Below are 14,967 nucleotides of genomic sequence, written 5' to 3'. Positions count from 1 at the left end.
CGGCACAAGGGCCAAGAAAATCCACCCGAAGAGTTGAACCCCACTGCCGATCAGGGCTGTCCATGGCCGTCACAGACAAAAACGTTGTGGCTGGAGTCGGATTGGCGGCTATTTCAGCAGGCTCCTAAGGCGGGAGCTCGCTCCAAAGCCAGGTTGATGGACGTTTGCGGCCAGCTGCTGCCCCGCGCTCCTCAGCGTCCCCAACGGGTGCTACCGCCGACCATGTCACATCTGGAATTCTCGTTGGTTGCCGATGAAGATGGCTGAGGATCCAAAGGATTCAACTTCTTTTTTGTCTTTCAATTCTTCAACAAGCGGGTGACCGGATTCGAACCGGCGACGTTCAGCTTGGGAAGCTGACATTCTACCACTGAATTACACCCGCACCCCATCACACTAGCAAGGCTCTGGGCGCCCAGAAGGCGTCCAGAGCCTTGCGCCTCGCCTGTCAGGGCTTGCTGGTGGGGGCCGCCGCTGCCGGCTCCTCGCACTGCACGGCCGCGGAGAGGGCCTTGCGGGCGGCGATCACCGCCATCGCCTTGGGCTTCAGCTCATTGGCAGCCTCCTCCAGGGTCTGGTCCTTGTTGGCGGAAGCTTTGGCCACCTCCCCACGGAAGCCATCGAGCACCTTGCTGAAGGCTTCCACCCTCAGCTTCTGCAGTTGGTTCTCGGAAGTCTTAAGGGCCGCGATCGACTGCTCCAACGTCTGCTGGGCTGCCCGGGCCTCGCCCACCGTGGAGGCGGGCGTCAGGGCCGCCACCTGCTCCAGGGCCTGGTTCACCGTGGCCAGCTCGGTGCAGATCGCCGCTTCGGTCTTCTTGGTCTGCTGGGACAGGTCGGCACGCTGGCAACCGGCCGCCGCCAGGCCCAGGCAGAGGGCGGTGGCGAGGGGAAGGCGTCGCAGGGCAGCAGGGGTCATGGCGTCAGAAGCGTCCATAGTGAACATAATTCGCCCTTCAAAACCCCGCCACCCCGCCGCCCGTCCCGCCGCCGTTGTTCAGCTGGCCAGTTCCGCCGCCGCCGCCGCCACGCCGGCGCCGGTGGCTGCCTTGGCCAGCCCCAGGGCCTGGAGGGTGGCCTCGATGGCCGCCACGGCCGTGAGCACGTCGCGGTCGCAGACGAAGCCCAGGTGGCCGATGCGGAACACCTTGCCCTTGAGGTGGTCCTGGCCTCCGGCCAGCAGGATGTCGAAACGCTCCTTGACGTGCTTGCGCAGAAGCTCGGCATCGATGCCCTCCGGCGCCACCGCCGTGATCGCCGGGCTGCCATGGCCCTCTGCCGCGTAGAGGGGCAGACCGATGGCCTTCATCGCCGCCTGGGTGGCGCGCCGATGGCGATCGTGGCGGGTGAAGATCGCCTCCAGTCCCTCCTTCTGCATCATCCCCAGGGCGGCCTCAAGGGCGAAGTAGAGGTTGATCGCCGGGGTGAAGGGATTGCTGTCGTCGGCGGCGGCTTTGCGGTACTTGCCCAGATCGAGATAGAACTTCGGCAGATCGGAGCGCTCATAGGCCGTCCAGGCCCGCGTGCCCATGGCCACGAAGCTCAGGCCCGGCGGCATCATGTAGCCCTTCTGGGAGCCGGACCCCACCACGTCCACGCCCCAGGCGTCCATGGGCACGTCGCAGGCCCCCAGGCTGGTGACGCAATCCGCGATGGTGAGCGCCGTGCCGTGGGCCTTCACGTGGCTGGCAATGGCCTGCAGGTCGTTGATCACCCCGGTGGAGGTTTCCGAGTGGGTGAGGATCACACCCCGGATCTCTTTGGCGGTGTCGGCCTCAAGGGCGGCGCGGAAGGCCTCCGGATCGAGGGGCTGGCCCCATTCCGCCTGGATCACCTCCACGTTCAGCCCGTAGGCCTTCGCCACCTTCACCCAGCGTTCGCCGAACTTGCCGTTGTCGCCGCAGAGCACCTTGTCGCCGCGGCTGAGGGTGTTGACGATCGCCGCTTCCATCGCCGCGGTGCCGCTGCCGGTGAGCACCAGCACGTGGCCCTTGGTCTGGTGCAGCCACTGCAGCTGCTCGGTGGTGCGGCGCACGATCTTCTGGAAATCGCCGCTGCGGTGGCCGATCGGGTGGCGGGCCATGGCCTGCAGGACGGTCTCCGGCACCGGGGTGGGGCCGGGGATCATCAGAGTGAGCTTGTCCTGCATGAGCGGTGGGGAACGAAGGAGCGCGGGCCCGGCGAAGGCAAGGCGATCGACCACCATAAAAAACAGCGTTCCCGCCGGCCATCGATTCCCTGCCCCCCCCCTCCGCGCCCCCGCGGGGCTTCACCCTGCCGGTGTGGCTGGCGGCCGCGGCCCGGGCCGCCCTCGGGGCCCTGCAGGGGGAGCCGTTCCGTGCCTCGGTGGCCCTGGAACTGCTGCAGCCGCCGGGGGTGATGCCGGTTCCGGTGCGGGCCGCCGCGCCGCTGGGGGAGGGGCTGGCCCTGGGGGAAAGCTGCTGTGACCCGGGCGAGGGCCTCGACCTCACCCGCGGCCTGGTGGTGTGGGTGCTGGCCCGCTGGCTCCCCGGCGACGGGCCCTGGCTGCAGCTGGAGCCAGGCGAGGGGGTGGGGGTCCACGCGGCGACCGGGGAGGCCTGCCTGTCGGCCTATGCCCGGCGCCTGCTGGAGGCCAACCTGCGGCCCCTGGTGCCCTCCGGCCGCCGCCTGGGGCTCACCCTGGTCCTCCCCGATGGCCGCCGCCTGGCGGAGCGCACCAGCAATGCGGCCTTCGGCGTGGTGGACGGACTGGCCCTGATCGGCACCCAGGCCGAGGTGCAGGCGGGCGCCGACCCCGACCAGCTCGCCCGCACCCTGGCCGAGCTGGCCGGCCGGGTCGCCGCGCCGGGTTTCGGCGGCGACCTGGTGCTGGTGATCGGCGAGAACGGCCTCGATCTGGCCCCCCAGCTGGGCCTGCCGCCGGAGCTGCTGCTCAAGGCGGGCAACTGGCTCGGGCCGGTGCTGGTGGCAGCGGCTGAAGCGGGGGTGGAGCGGCTGCTGCTGTTCGGCTACCAGGGCAAGCTGATCAAGCTGGCCGGCGGCATCTTCCACACCCACCACCACCTGGCCGATGGCCGCGCCGAGGTGCTCACCGCCCTGGCCGCCCTGGAGGGGGCCTCCGGATCCACGCTCGAAGCCCTCCACGGGGCCGCCACGGTGGAGGCGGCCCTGACCGACCTGGAGCAGGCCGATCCGGACCTGGCGTGGCGGCTGCGGGCGCGCATCGCCGCCGCCATTGAAAGCCGTTGCCAGGCCTACCTGGCCAGCCATGGCGCCCCGCCGATCGCCGTGGGAGCGGCCCTGTTCGATCGCGCTCGCCAGGTGAGGGTCTGCGGTCTGGTGGGGGCGGCGCTGATGGAGCGTTTCAGGGGCGCGACCTAGGGTGCTGGCACCGATACCGGGCCCTGGCCCTGCCCGCCTTCGAGCCGATGTCCGAAACGCCGCAGACCGCTCCATCGGGTTCGGAACGGGACCATACCAGCGGTTCCAGCCGTCCCCCGGCCATCGTCATCCTGGATTTCGGTTCCCAGTACTCCGAGCTGATCGCCCGCCGGGTGCGGGAAACGGAGGTGTTCTCCCTGGTGATGGGATACGCCACCACCGCCGCAGAGCTGAAGGCCCTGGCCCCGAAGGGGATCATCCTCAGCGGCGGTCCCAGTTCCGTCTACGAGGAGGGGGCCCCCTCCTGCGACCCCGCCCTCTGGGAGCTGGGCATCCCGGTGCTGGGAGTTTGCTACGGCATGCAGCTGATGGTGCAGCAGCTGGGTGGATCGGTGGTGGCGGCGGGCCGGGCCGAGTACGGCAAGGCGCCGCTCCACGTCGACGACCCGGTCGATCTGCTCACCAACGTCGCCAGTGGCTCGACGATGTGGATGAGCCATGGCGATTCGGTTGAGGCCCTGCCGGATGGGTTCGTGCGGCTGGCCCACACCGACAACACCCCCGAGGCTGCGGTGGCCGACCACGGTCGTCGCCTGTACGGGGTGCAATTCCACCCCGAGGTGGTGCACTCCAGCGGCGGCATGGTGATGATCCGCAATTTTGTCTATCACATCTGCGGCTGCACCCCCGACTGGACCACGGCCGCTTTCATCGACGAGGCCATCGGCGAGGTGCGGGCCCAGGTGGGCGAGAAGCGGGTGCTGCTGGCCCTCTCAGGCGGGGTCGATTCCTCCACCCTGGCCTTTCTGCTGCACCAGGCGATCGGTGATCGCCTCACCTGCATGTTCATCGACCAGGGCTTCATGCGCAAAGGTGAGCCGGAATTTCTGATGGAGTTCTTCGATCACCAGTTCCACATCAACGTGGAATACATCAACGCCCGTGAGCGCTTCATTTCCAAGCTCTCCGGCATCACCGATCCCGAGGAGAAGCGCAAGATCATCGGCACCGAGTTCATCCGGGTGTTCGAGGAGGAAAGTCGTCGCCTCGGCCCCTTCGACTATCTGGCCCAGGGCACGCTCTATCCGGACGTGATCGAATCGGCCGGCACCAACGTGGACCCCAAGACCGGCGAGCGGGTGGCCGTGAAGATCAAGAGCCACCACAACGTGGGCGGCCTGCCGAAGGATCTGCAGTTCAAGCTGGTCGAGCCGTTGCGCCGGCTGTTCAAGGACGAGGTGCGCAAGGTGGGGCGCAGCCTTGGTCTGCCCCAGGAGATCGTTGGGCGCCACCCGTTCCCTGGCCCCGGCCTGGCGATCCGCATCCTGGGGGAGGTCACCGACGACAAGCTCGACATCCTGCGGGACGCCGACCTGATCGTGCGTGAGGAGGTGCGCGACGCCGGCCTCTACGACGAGATCTGGCAGGCCTTCGCCGTGCTGCTGCCGGTGCGCAGCGTCGGGGTGATGGGCGACAAGCGCACCTATGCCTATCCGATCGTGCTGCGCTGCGTCTCCTCCGAGGACGGGATGACCGCCGATTGGTCGCGCCTGCCCTACGACCTGCTGGAGCTGATCTCCAACCGCATCGTCAACGAGGTGCGGGGCGTGAACCGGGTGGTGCTCGACATCACCAGCAAGCCCCCCGGCACGATCGAGTGGGAGTAGGCGGGTCTCCAGACTGGCCCCAGGGGGCCAACTTCGATAACCTCGGCGCCCGGCCGTTGACTCCGTGCCTTCCGTCTCCCCCGTCGTCGCTGGCAGCCCTGCCGGGGCTGAGCACGACCCCCAGCTGCACCGGCGCCTGCAGCAGGACAGCATCCTCTTGGCCGGCAAGACCGTCTTCCTCAATCCCTTCCTTTACTGGCGTCGTTTCGATGCCAACACCGACCGCTGGCTGCGGGAGCCGGGTCAGCTTCCGGAAGATCAGATCCGTAACAACCGCCTGCGCTTCTATCCCGAACTCGACTGGGAGGCTCTGGAACCGGCCGACCTGGCCGTGAAGGAAGGGGCGGTGGAGATGTTCCTCAAGAGCCTGGAGCTGATCAGCACCTTCAACCCCGACCTCAGCGCCGGCCACCTGCTGGAGGTGGAACGCAAGATGGCGGTCACCAAGAAAAAGGCCTTTGAGCGCTGGGTGGCCCGGGCCCTCGAGCGGCGCGGTAAGGAAAGCCTGCGGGAGCGGCGCCGCTTCGACCGTGACCGCCTGTTGCGCGGCTGGATGGAGTGGCTTTCCCTGGAGGGCACCCGCCAGGCCCTGCTCCCCTTCAGCGTCGTGCTGGTGCTGGCCGTCGCCGCAGGCTGGTGGCTCGGCAGCACCCGTTTCTGCGGCCAGGTGATCGTCGTTCCCGGGGTGCAGCGTCCGGCACCCTGAAGCGGGCCGTTCCGCACGTCAGACTGGAAAGCCTGGTCCCGTTGGCGACGTCATGGCTGCCGATCCTCTTGATGCGCTGCGTCTGGCCCTGATGCAGGACGTGCTGCCGGTGGGGCTGGCGGTGGTGGAGCGGGCCCGCAAGGGGGGTGCGGCCGAGGTGCTCGCTGCCTTCGACGGCACCAGTGCCGATCCCCTGGGCCAGCTGCGCCAGGAGGGCGAACCAGCGGCCAGCGAGGTGCGGGAGAATCTCGATCGCTTCCAACCCGGCCTGGGAAACCCGGTGATGAAGGTGGAGGTGCGTGATGTTGCCGCCGAGGAAGCTCAGGTCGTGAGCGGGCCCGCCTCGGGCCCGCCCTCCTGGGCTACCCCACCACCGCCTACCCCGGCAGACCCGGCCGAACTGCTGGCGGCCCTCGGGCGCATCGAGGCGCGGTTGGCCCTGCTCCAGAGCCGGCTCGCCTGATGGTGCGCGCTGCCGGCGGTGGGGTCGGCCCCTCCACCACCCGCCATACCGGGACGGGCCATCAGGCCGCCCTCCTGCTCACCGCGATGCTGCTGATCCTGGCGGCCATCCTCGGCCGGCTCGCCTGGCTGCAGCTGCTGCATGGGGCCGAGAACCGGGCCAGGGCCGATGAGAACCGGATCCGCCTGTTGCCGCGCAACCCTGTGCGGGGGCGACTGCTGGACCGGAAGGGCCGGGTGCTGGCCACCAATCGCCTCACCTACAACCTCTACCTCCAGCCCCTCCAGGTCGACGACCGTCGCTGGCCCGAGCTGCGCGACCGGCTCGCCACCCTGCTGGCTCTGCCCGCCGACCAGCTCGAGGCCCAGCGCAAGAGCGGCGCCAACGCCGAAGGCTTCCGTATCCCCCTGGCCCTCGCTCTGACACCGGTGCAGGTGCTGCGCTTCCGGGAGCAGGCCGGATCCCTGCAGGGGGCGGAGGTGTCCGAAGACGTGCTGCGCGCCTACCCCGACGGCAGCCTGGGGGCCCATGTGATGGGGTACACCAGCAGCATCACCGAGGAGGAGTACGCCGCCCTCAGGGATCACGGCTACCGCATCAGCGATCGCATCGGCCGCAGCGGGCTGGAGAAGGTCTACGAAACCCACCTGCGCGGCGAGTGGGGCGGCCAGCAGCTGGAGGTGAATGCCGAGGGCCAGGTGCAGCGCGTGCTGGGGGACAAGCCCGCCAAGGCGGGCAAGGATCTGCGCCTCACCCTCGATCTCGACCTGCAGCGGGCGGCGGAGAAGGCCCTCGACGGGGTGCGCAAGGGGGCGATCGTGGCGATGGACCCCCAGACCGGAGCGGTGCGGGCCATGGCCAGCCGGCCCAACTTCAATCCCAACATCTTCTCCGACGGCCCCACCACAGCCCAGTGGAACAGCCTCAATCGGCCGGAGGCGCCGATGCTGAACCGGGCCTTCCAGGGTTTCCCGCCGGCCAGCACCTTCAAGGTCATCACCACGATCGCTGGTATCGAGTCCGGCAAGCTCAATGAAACATCCACCGTGCCGACGGTGGGCTCCTTCTGCTATTACGGCCAGTGTTATGCCGACCACGGCTCCTTCGGCAGCATCGGCTTCCCCTTCGCCCTTGGGGTGAGCAGCAACAGCTTCTTTTACAAGGTGGGGCTGATGGTCGGCCCCGAAGAGATGTTCAAGGCGGCCCGTCGCCTGGGCTTCGGCAGCCGCACCGGCAGCGAGCTGGCCGCCGAGGAATCCCCCGGGCTGCTGGGGGACCGGGCCTGGAAGAAGGAGGTGCTCGGCGAACCCTGGACGCCGGTTGACACGATCACCTCCTCGATCGGCCAGGGCGCGGTCACCGTCACCCCGCTGCAGATGGCCCGGCTCTTCGCGGCGGTGGCCAACGGCGGCTGGCTGGTGACTCCCCACCTGGTGGAACGCGAGTATCCCCGGAAATGGCTCGGGCTGAAGCCGGCCACCCTGCGGGTGTTGCATGACGGCCTGCGCCAGGCGGTCACCACCGGCACGGCCACGATCCTCAACGACCCCAGCCTGCCGCCCGTGGCCGGCAAGACCGGTACCGCCGAGGATCCACCCCGCCCCGACCACGCCTGGTTCGGTGGCTATGCCCCGGCCACCGGCAAGCCCACCCTGGTGATCGTGGCCTTCGGCGAGAACTCCGGGGGTTACGGCGGCACGGTGGCGGCACCGATGGTGAAGGCCCTGATGAGCGTCTGGTTCCGGGGGGTGAAGCCGCCGGCGCCGCTCAAGCCGGGATGAGCACCTGGCGGTAGTAGCCCTGAAGCTGGGCCGTGGCGCTGGGCCAGCCCCAGCGTTCGGCCTCTTCGCGGGCGGCCAGGCGCAGCTGGCGGCGGGCCGCCGGGTCCCCGAGCAGCCGTTCGACGGCCGTCGGCAGGCTGGCGGGCTTGTCGGGGTCGTAGAGGCAGCCGTTGACGCCGTCACTGACGATGTCGGGGATGCCGCCCCGGTTGGCCCCCACCACCGGACAACCGGCAGCCATGGCCTCCAGCAGCACCAGGCCGAGGGTTTCAGTGCTCGACGGGAACAGGAAAGCATCGCCACTGGCATAGGCCGAGGCCAGCTCCTCACCGGCCAGATAGCCCACGAAGGTGGTGGCGGTGCCTTCGAAATGACGCTCCAGCTGCTGGCGGTGGGGACCGTCTCCCACCAGGGCCAGGCGGGTCTGGGGCATGGCGTCCAGCACCGGCCGGATCCGGTCGATCTGCTTCTCCGCCGAGAGCCGGCCGATGTACAGCAGCAGATGGCCGGTGTCGTCGTACCCGCCGTGGAGACGCTGGCGCATGGCGGCGGAGGCCAGTTCGGGGCGGAACAGGTCGGTGTCGACGCCGCGCTGCCACAGGGCCGTGTGCTGGATGCCCCTGGAGGCCAGCTCCTCCACCATGGCGGTGGAGGTGCAGAGATTGAGCTGGGCCTGGTTGTGGGCGGCCTTGAGCAGTTCCCACAGCAGGGGCTCCAGCATCCCCATGCCGTAGTGCTCCAGATACTTGGGCAGGTGGGTGTGGTAGCTGGCCACCAGCGGCAGACCACGGCTGCGGGCCAGCCAGATGCCCCCCAGGCCGAGCACGGCCGGATTGACCACGTGGACCAGATCGGGACCGAAGCGATCCAGGGCCTCGGAGACAGCCGGACGTGGCAGGGCCAGCTTCAGTTCGGGGTAGAGGGGCAGGGGCATCGCCGGCACCCCTACGACCCGGGCCCCCATGTAGGACTCCGGAGCCCCTTCGGGGCAGAAGATCAGCACCTCATCGCCGGCCGCCACCAACTGCTGCACCGTCTTGGTGAGCCGCGTGACGATGCCATCGACCTTCGGCAGGAAGGTTTCGGTGAAAAAGGCGATCTTCACAGGCGGGTGATCAGGCGAAGGCCTTGATCGCTTCGGCCTGGCGCTGGGTCCAGGCCGAGAGGCAGGGGATCTTGGAGCGGTCGCAGCGGTCGGCCCAGCGGCGGGCCACGTCCACCACCTCAACCAGGAGGCCGTCATCGAGGGTGGTGGGCTTGAGGCCCAGCTCAATGAAGCAACGGTTGTCGACGATCAGATCGTTCTCGATCGCTTCCTTGCGGGGGTTGGGCAGGTAGTTGATCTCGGCGTCGGTGAGGGCGGCCACCTTGCGGGCCAGTTCGCCCACCTGGTGGCTCTCGGTCATCTGGTTGAAGATCTTCACCTTCTCGCCGGGTTCGGGGGGGTGCTCCAGGGCCAGTTGGACGCAGCGCACCGAATCGCGGATGTGGATGAAGGCCCGCGTCTGGCCGCCGGTGCCGTGCACGGTGAGGGGGTAGCCGATCGCTGCCTGCATCAGGAAGCGATTCAGCACGGTGCCGTAGTCGCCGTCGTAGTCGAAGCGGTTGGTCAGCCGAGGATCCCGCTCGGTGAGGTCGGTGTTGGTGCCCCAGACGATGCCCTGGTGCAGGTCGGTGACCCGGATCGCGTCGTTCTTGTTGTAGTAGAAGAACAGCAGCTGATCCAGCGTCTTCGTCATGTGATAGACGCTGCCCGGATCCGTGGGGTGCAGGATCTTCTCGGTGAAGCAGGTGCCGTCGGGCTGGGGCACCTCCACCGTGAGGTAGCCCTCGGGGATCGTGGCGCCGCGGTGGGACCCGTAGCCATAGACGCCCATGGTGCCGAGGTGCACGATGTGAACGTCAAGGCCGCTGTCGACGATGGCCGCCAGCAGGTTGTGGGTCCCGTTGACGTTGTTGTCGACGGTGTAGCGCTTGGTGGCGCTGCTTTTCATTGAGTAGGGGGCGGCCCGCTGCTCGGCGAAGTGGACGATGGCCGAGGGGCGCTCGCTGCGCAGCAGCTCCAGCAGCCGGTCGTACTCCGCGGCGATGTCGAGGTGCACGAAGGTCATCGTGCGGCCACCCACCTGCTCCCAGGCCCGCAGCCGGTCCTGGATGGTCGCGATCGGCGTCAGCGACTCGACGCCCAGGTCGATATCGATCTTGCGTCGACTGAGGTTGTCGACGATGACGACGTCATGTCCGGCTTCGGCCAGGTTCACGGCACAGGGCCAACCACAGAAGCCGTCGCCGCCGAGAACGAGAACCTTCACCCCAGACTCCTGAACGAGCAATTGCTCAGACGGGCAAGCTACTACAGGCCTCAGATGCCCCTCCGGCCTCAGCTGATGCCGGCGGCCACCGCCACCATCACGGCCACCAGCACGAGGCCGCCGATCAGCAGCATCCTGTTGGCGCCGTTGGGCTCTCCCTGCTCCTGGAGCACCATGCGGGGCTCCTTGGCAAAGGCATTCAGCTTGCCGCCGTCTTCTTCGGTGACCTGCATGGCTGGGGGATCGGGTTGCGGCAAACCCTATGGAGGGCTGCCTGGATCAGCCCGATCGTCAATGGTTCGTCACACGCCCTTCCAGTGGGGAACTGGCTCTGGCGTCGGCCCGCTGCGGCAGCCGGCCCGCCAGCAGGGCGGTGCGGCCGGCTTCGGTGGCCAGGGCCATGGCCCTGGCCATCGCTGGGGGATCCCCCGCCAGGGCGATGGCGCTGTTGATCAGCAGGGCATCGGCGCCCATCTCCATCGCCTGGGCGGCTTCGCTGGGTACCCCGAGGCCCGCATCCACCACCACCGGGACACCGGCGTTCTCGATGATCAGGGCAATGTTGGCGGCGTTGCGGATGCCCTGGCCCGAGCCGATCGGCGAGCCCAGCGGCATCACCGTGGCGCAGCCGGCCTCCTCCAGCCGTTTGGCCAGCAAGGGATCGGCGTTGATGTAGGGCAGCACCACGAAGCCTTCCTTGACCAGCTGCTCGGCAGCCTCGAGGGTGCCGAAGGGATCGGGGAGCAGATGGCGGGAATCGGGGATCACCTCCAGCTTCACGAAGTTGTTGTCCTCCTGGCCCGCCAGCCGCGCCAGCTCCCGACCCAGCCGGGCCACCCGCACCGCCTCTTCGGCGGTGGCGCAACCGGCGGTGTTGGGCAGCATCCAGATCCGGCTCCAGTCGATCGCCTCCATCAGGCCGCCGTGGCCCGGGGCCCCGCTCTGGACGCGCCGGACCGCCACCGTGACGATCTCGCAGCTGCTGGCTTCCAGGCTGGCCTGCATGGCCTCCAGGCTCGGGTACTTGCCGGTGCCGGTCATCAGACGGCTGCGGAAGCGGCGGCCGGCGATCACCAGATCGTCGTGGGAGGTGGGGGGGGTGATGGCGGTCAAGGTCGAAGACGGGCAGCGGACGGGCGCATCCCGATTAGTCTGCCCTTTGCCTCCGAGACCCACCCCATGCCGGTGCCCTTGGCCGCCTTGCCCCTCTTGCTTGCCGCCAGCCCGGTGCTTGCCGCCAGCCCCCTGGCCGCCGATGGGTTCGTGCCCTTCACCCCTCCCTCGATGCAGGCGATCGACCAGGAGGGTGGTGAACGTGGTGGTGAGGTCGAGACCTTCGATCCGATCGCCCGGGCCCGCCTGATCGCCGAGCAGATGCCCCGTCGCTGGAGCGGCCGCTACCAGTCCTTCAGTGGCGGTCCGGCCGTGCCTGTCCAGCTGCGGATCGATGGGGCCACACCGATGGGTCAGATGGTCGACCTGCGCGGTGCGATGGCCATCGGTGGGGTCGAGTCGCCGGTGCAGGGCAACCTCAACGCCAAGTCAGACCAGCTTGACCTGCTGCTGCTGGGGGATCCCCTCGGCGGCGCCCTGGAGCCTGGTGGCGCCTTTCAGAGCGTGCAGGGTCTGTCCCTGAGCGGCTGGCGCGCTCCCCGCCTCACCACCCCTGGGGGGCGCCTGCAGTTGATTCCGGAAACGACGGCGACCACCACGCCTCCGTCGGGCCAGCCTGCACCGGTGCGCGGCCTCTGGTGAGGCCTGCCCGCGCTGTGAACTGGATAGGAGGGCTTCAGGAAGCCTTGCCGCCAGGGTCCTGGCCACTGCGGCGTTCCAGGATCGAAAGCCGTTTGCGGGCCGTTTTGTTGGAAGCCTCAAGCTGCAGCACCTGTTCGTAGAGGCTGCGGGCCTCGTCCGGTTTGGCCTGTTTCTCGAGGGCGAAGGCCAGGTTGTTGATCGCGACCGGGTAGTCGGACTTGGCCCGCAGCGCGGCTCGGTAGTGACGGACAGCCGCGGCGTACTTGTTCTGGGCCGCCAGTGTGAAACCGAGGGCGTTTTCCATCAGTGCCCTGGCCTCAGCGGGGGCCTTCTCGGCGTCGGCCAGCTTCAGGGCCTGCTTGAGGTTGACCTGCGCCTCGCCATAGAGACGTTTGCGCAGCTGAACCGACGCCAGTTCGTAGAGGGTGGTCACATCCCTGGGGGGGCTGCTGGCCTTGTCATTGCCCCCCAGCCGGGCCATGGCGAGCTCGTCGCTCCGCACCCGCAGGATCTGGCGCCCGACCACGACGGCCGCGATGCCCAGCAGGGCGATCAGGCCGAGCAGGTAGGCCTGGGGCAGCAGGTCGTTCATCGGGGCCGGCCGGATGGTCGCAGCTGGGAGGACGGCGTCAGTGGCCTGCCGCGGTGGCTACGGCGGTGAAGCTGGAGGGATCAGCAACGGCCAGCTGGGCCAGCATCTTGCGGTTGAGGCGGACGTCAGCGCGCTTGAGGCCGCCGATCAGCTTGCTGTAGCTGAGGCCGTTCATGCGGGCAGCGGCGTTGATCCGGGCAATCCAGAGCCGGCGGAAATCACGCTTGCGGCGGCGACGGTCGCGGTAGGCGTTGCACAGGGCCTTCATGACCCGCTGGTTGGCGGTGCGGAAGAGGCTGCCGTTGCTCCCCTGGAAGCCGCGGGCGAGGCGAAGGATCTTGTTGCGGCGTTTGCGGGCGACGTTGCCCCTCTTGACGCGGGCCATGGGAGGTGATCTCTGGGTGGAAAAACAGGAAAGCGGAAGCTCCGGAGGGAGCTCGGCCGGACTCAGCCGGCGTAGGGCAGCATCCGAGCCACGTTGTCGTGGTCGCGATCGTCAACCACCGCCATGGTCCCCAGATAGCGCTTGCGCTTGGGGCTCTTGTGGTCGAGCAGGTGGTTGAGGAAGGCACGCCGGCGCATGAACTTGCCGGTGCCGGTGGCCTTGAACCGCTTCGCGGCCGCTTTGCGGGTCTTGAGCTTCGGCATCTCGGTAGGCGCAGGCACAAACAAGCACACTACGACGCGGGTGTACCCCCCTCCAACCCCTGCTGTGCCGATGTCGCTGCGTCCCCGTCTTCTGCCCAGGCTGCTGCTGGTGGCGGCGCTCCTGTTCCCGGCCGGCTGCCGGGCCGATCAGGGGCCGCTCGCCCCGCCGCCACCCCCCGCGCCGGACGCGCCTGCCCCTGAGCCCTCCGCCCTGATGCACTGGCCGGTGGCCCGGCCGGCCCCGTTGACGGCAGAGAACCCGGTGCTGTGGGTGGCCCTGGCGGCACGGCTGGGTCCTGCGCCGGCTGAGGCCAAGGCGGCCCAGCCCCTGCGGCTGCGCAGCAACGGCGGTTTGCTCACCCTGATCGATGCCACGGGGCAGCGTTTCCAGTCCCCCGAGCTTTTGCTGCACTGGCGCCGGGAGGTCCTGGCCCAGCCCACGACACGGCGGCGCCGCGTGCTGGGCCCATTCGCCAGCTTCGAGAGCGCCGAGCAGGCGGCCGGGCTCTGGCGCGCCGTGGGGGTGGAGGCCGCGATCGCCAGGCCCCGCGACTGGGAGGTCTGGGCTCCGGCCGGGGCGCCCGAGCCCGCCTCGCTTCCCGACGGCGTGCGGCTGACGGACTTCGAGCGGACGGTCGCCGAGCGGGTCGGGCTGGAGCTGCGCCGGGCCCAGGGGGTGGTGCCTCTGGTTGGCCCGATCAGGATCGAGGCCCCCGGGGGCCTGCTTTGGAAGCAGGGGGCCTATGCCGGTCCTTTCCAGTTGCTGGCCGATGCGCACGGGGGCTGGAGCCTGGTGGAGCAGGTGCCCCTGGAGCGCTATCTGGAGGGCGTGGTTCCCCACGAGATCGGTGCCGGGGTGCCGGCGGCGGCCCTTGAGGCCCAGGCCGTGCTGGCGCGCACCTGGGCGGTGCGTAACCAGCACCGCTTCATGGTGGACGGCTACCACCTCTGCGCCGACACCCAGTGCCAGGTGTACAGCGATCCCCGCCACGCCGGCGCCGCCGTGCGCCAGGCCATCGCCGCCACCCGGCTGGCCGTGCTGACGGGCGCCGACGGGCCCATCCACGCCGTCTATCACGCCAGCAACGGTGGCGTCAGCGCCGCTTTCCAGGAGGCCTGGAGCGGTGCGCCGGTTCCCTACCTGACCCCCTTCCCCGACGGGCCCGCCCCCTTCCAGGCCCGGTTCCCCGTGCCGCTGGCCACGGCGGCCCTGCCGACGCTGCTGCAGGACGGGCGGACCGCCTGGGGGTCTGAGCACCCCGTGTTCCGCTGGCAGCGGCAGCTCACGGCCGCCCAGGTCGCCGCCGCCCTGGGGCCGGAGCGGGGGGTGGGGCGGCCCACGGCCCTGAAGGTGCTGGCCCGCGGCCCCAGCGGCCGGGTGCTGGCCCTGGAGGTGCAGGGAACCGAAGGCCGAACCGTCTTGCGTCTGGATGCCATCCGCCGCACCCTGCGGACCTTGCCCAGCACCCTGTTCACCCTGCGGCCGGCGGGAGCGGGGGTCTGGCAGCTGGTCGGCGGGGGCTTCGGCCATGGGGCCGGTCTCTCCCAAGCGGGAGCGATCGATCTGGCCGGCCGCGGCTGGAGCGCACGCCGGATCCTGGCGCACTATTACCCGGGCACCACGTTGCAACCCCTCGGTGCTGGTGGCGATTCCCCTTAGAGTCAGGGCCTGGATGAGGA

Annotated in this window: 17 protein-coding genes and 1 tRNA gene; 8 read left to right on the top strand and 10 right to left on the bottom strand. The window is 69.2% G+C overall.

The features are described 5' to 3' along the window. Window positions 1–267: hypothetical protein (locus KBY95_RS09235; protein ID WP_254964691.1), on the top strand; the 267-nt coding region annotated here is incomplete at its 5' end. 46 nt (window positions 268–313) lie between these two features. Here the strand turns inward: KBY95_RS09235 and KBY95_RS09230 are convergent. The 3 genes from KBY95_RS09230 to KBY95_RS09220 all read right to left on the bottom strand — a co-directional run bounded on the left by KBY95_RS09230 (window position 314) and on the right by KBY95_RS09220 (window position 2,149). After that, window positions 314–385, bottom strand: a tRNA-Gly gene (locus tag KBY95_RS09230). Between the two features lie 63 nt (window positions 386–448). Beyond that, window positions 449–919 (bottom strand): hypothetical protein, encoded by a 471-nt coding sequence (locus tag KBY95_RS09225; RefSeq protein WP_254964689.1) that lies wholly within the window; start codon window positions 917–919, stop codon window positions 449–451. 78 nt (window positions 920–997) lie between these two features. Continuing rightward, complete coding sequence (locus KBY95_RS09220; RefSeq protein ID WP_254964687.1) at window positions 998–2,149, bottom strand: alanine--glyoxylate aminotransferase family protein; 1,152 nt, start codon at window positions 2,147–2,149, stop codon at window positions 998–1,000. 80 nt (window positions 2,150–2,229) lie between these two features. On the opposite strand from KBY95_RS09220, the gene cbiD reads away from it, so the two are divergent. The 5 genes from cbiD (at window position 2,230) to mrdA (ending at window position 7,980) form a co-directional block, all read left to right on the top strand. Then, complete coding sequence (gene cbiD, locus KBY95_RS09215) at window positions 2,230–3,363, top strand: cobalt-precorrin-5B (C(1))-methyltransferase CbiD (RefSeq protein WP_254964700.1); 1,134 nt, start codon at window positions 2,230–2,232, stop codon at window positions 3,361–3,363. A gap of 47 nt (window positions 3,364–3,410) precedes the next feature. Then, the gene (guaA, locus tag KBY95_RS09210; RefSeq protein ID WP_254964685.1) at window positions 3,411–5,030 is read left to right on the top strand and encodes a glutamine-hydrolyzing GMP synthase; all 1,620 of its coding nucleotides are present in this window, start codon (window positions 3,411–3,413) and stop codon (window positions 5,028–5,030) included. Window positions 5,031–5,094: 64 nt separating this feature from the next. Continuing rightward, on the top strand, window positions 5,095–5,736 hold the full coding sequence (locus KBY95_RS09205; protein ID WP_254964684.1) for a hypothetical protein: 642 nt from the start codon (window positions 5,095–5,097) through the stop codon (window positions 5,734–5,736). A 52-nt stretch (window positions 5,737–5,788) separates the two neighbouring features. Continuing rightward, the gene (locus KBY95_RS09200) at window positions 5,789–6,199 is read left to right on the top strand and encodes a hypothetical protein (RefSeq protein ID WP_254964682.1); all 411 of its coding nucleotides are present in this window, start codon (window positions 5,789–5,791) and stop codon (window positions 6,197–6,199) included. Then, entirely contained in the window at window positions 6,199–7,980 is a 1,782-nt protein-coding gene (mrdA, locus tag KBY95_RS09195; RefSeq protein WP_254964680.1) for a penicillin-binding protein 2, read from the top strand. The genes KBY95_RS09200 and mrdA overlap by 1 nt, the downstream gene beginning before the upstream one ends. Here mrdA and KBY95_RS09190 read toward each other — a convergent pair. From KBY95_RS09190 to KBY95_RS09175, 4 genes are all read right to left on the bottom strand, one after another. Next, window positions 7,967–9,085 (bottom strand): glycosyltransferase family 1 protein, encoded by a 1,119-nt coding sequence (locus KBY95_RS09190; RefSeq protein ID WP_254964679.1) that lies wholly within the window; start codon window positions 9,083–9,085, stop codon window positions 7,967–7,969. The genes mrdA and KBY95_RS09190 overlap by 14 nt on opposite strands. A 10-nt stretch (window positions 9,086–9,095) precedes the next feature. Next, window positions 9,096–10,292 (bottom strand): NAD-dependent epimerase/dehydratase family protein, encoded by a 1,197-nt coding sequence (locus tag KBY95_RS09185; RefSeq protein WP_254964678.1) that lies wholly within the window; start codon window positions 10,290–10,292, stop codon window positions 9,096–9,098. Window positions 10,293–10,360: 68 nt separating this feature from the next. Further along, window positions 10,361–10,525, bottom strand: a complete 165-nt coding sequence (gene psb34 / locus KBY95_RS09180) for a photosystem II assembly protein Psb34 (protein ID WP_254964676.1) — start codon at window positions 10,523–10,525, stop codon at window positions 10,361–10,363. A 58-nt stretch (window positions 10,526–10,583) separates the two neighbouring features. Continuing rightward, window positions 10,584–11,405 (bottom strand): thiazole synthase, encoded by an 822-nt coding sequence (locus KBY95_RS09175; protein ID WP_261353594.1) that lies wholly within the window; start codon window positions 11,403–11,405, stop codon window positions 10,584–10,586. Between the two features lie 66 nt (window positions 11,406–11,471). Here KBY95_RS09175 and KBY95_RS09170 point away from each other — a divergent pair, with 66 nt between their 5' ends. Then, on the top strand, window positions 11,472–12,047 hold the full coding sequence (locus KBY95_RS09170; RefSeq protein WP_254964674.1) for a hypothetical protein: 576 nt from the start codon (window positions 11,472–11,474) through the stop codon (window positions 12,045–12,047). A gap of 34 nt (window positions 12,048–12,081) precedes the next feature. Here KBY95_RS09170 and KBY95_RS09165 read toward each other — a convergent pair whose 3' ends face one another. The 3 genes from KBY95_RS09165 to rpmI form a co-directional block, all read right to left on the bottom strand. After that, window positions 12,082–12,639 carry a tetratricopeptide repeat protein gene (locus tag KBY95_RS09165; RefSeq protein ID WP_254964673.1) on the bottom strand — a complete coding sequence of 186 codons (558 nt, stop codon included), beginning with the start codon at window positions 12,637–12,639 and terminating at the stop codon, window positions 12,082–12,084. A gap of 37 nt (window positions 12,640–12,676) precedes the next feature. Next, a complete protein-coding gene (gene rplT, locus KBY95_RS09160) occupies window positions 12,677–13,024 on the bottom strand; it encodes a 50S ribosomal protein L20 (protein WP_254959258.1) in 348 nt (115 codons plus the stop codon). Window positions 13,025–13,086: 62 nt separating this feature from the next. After that, window positions 13,087–13,287, bottom strand: coding sequence for a 50S ribosomal protein L35 (rpmI, locus tag KBY95_RS09155; RefSeq protein WP_015109851.1), 201 nt, complete (start codon window positions 13,285–13,287; stop codon window positions 13,087–13,089). 70 nt (window positions 13,288–13,357) lie between these two features. Here rpmI and KBY95_RS09150 point away from each other — a divergent pair, with 70 nt between their 5' ends. Beyond that, window positions 13,358–14,947, top strand: coding sequence for a SpoIID/LytB domain-containing protein (locus KBY95_RS09150; protein ID WP_254964672.1), 1,590 nt, complete (start codon window positions 13,358–13,360; stop codon window positions 14,945–14,947). Window positions 14,948–14,967 lie beyond the last annotated feature (20 nt).

The sequence above is a fragment of the Cyanobium sp. Aljojuca 7A6 genome (assembly GCF_024346455.1).
Taxonomy (GTDB): domain Bacteria; phylum Cyanobacteriota; class Cyanobacteriia; order PCC-6307; family Cyanobiaceae; genus Cyanobium.
Note: the sequence above shows the minus strand (reverse complement) of the source record. Positions and strands in the feature narration are given on the sequence as shown.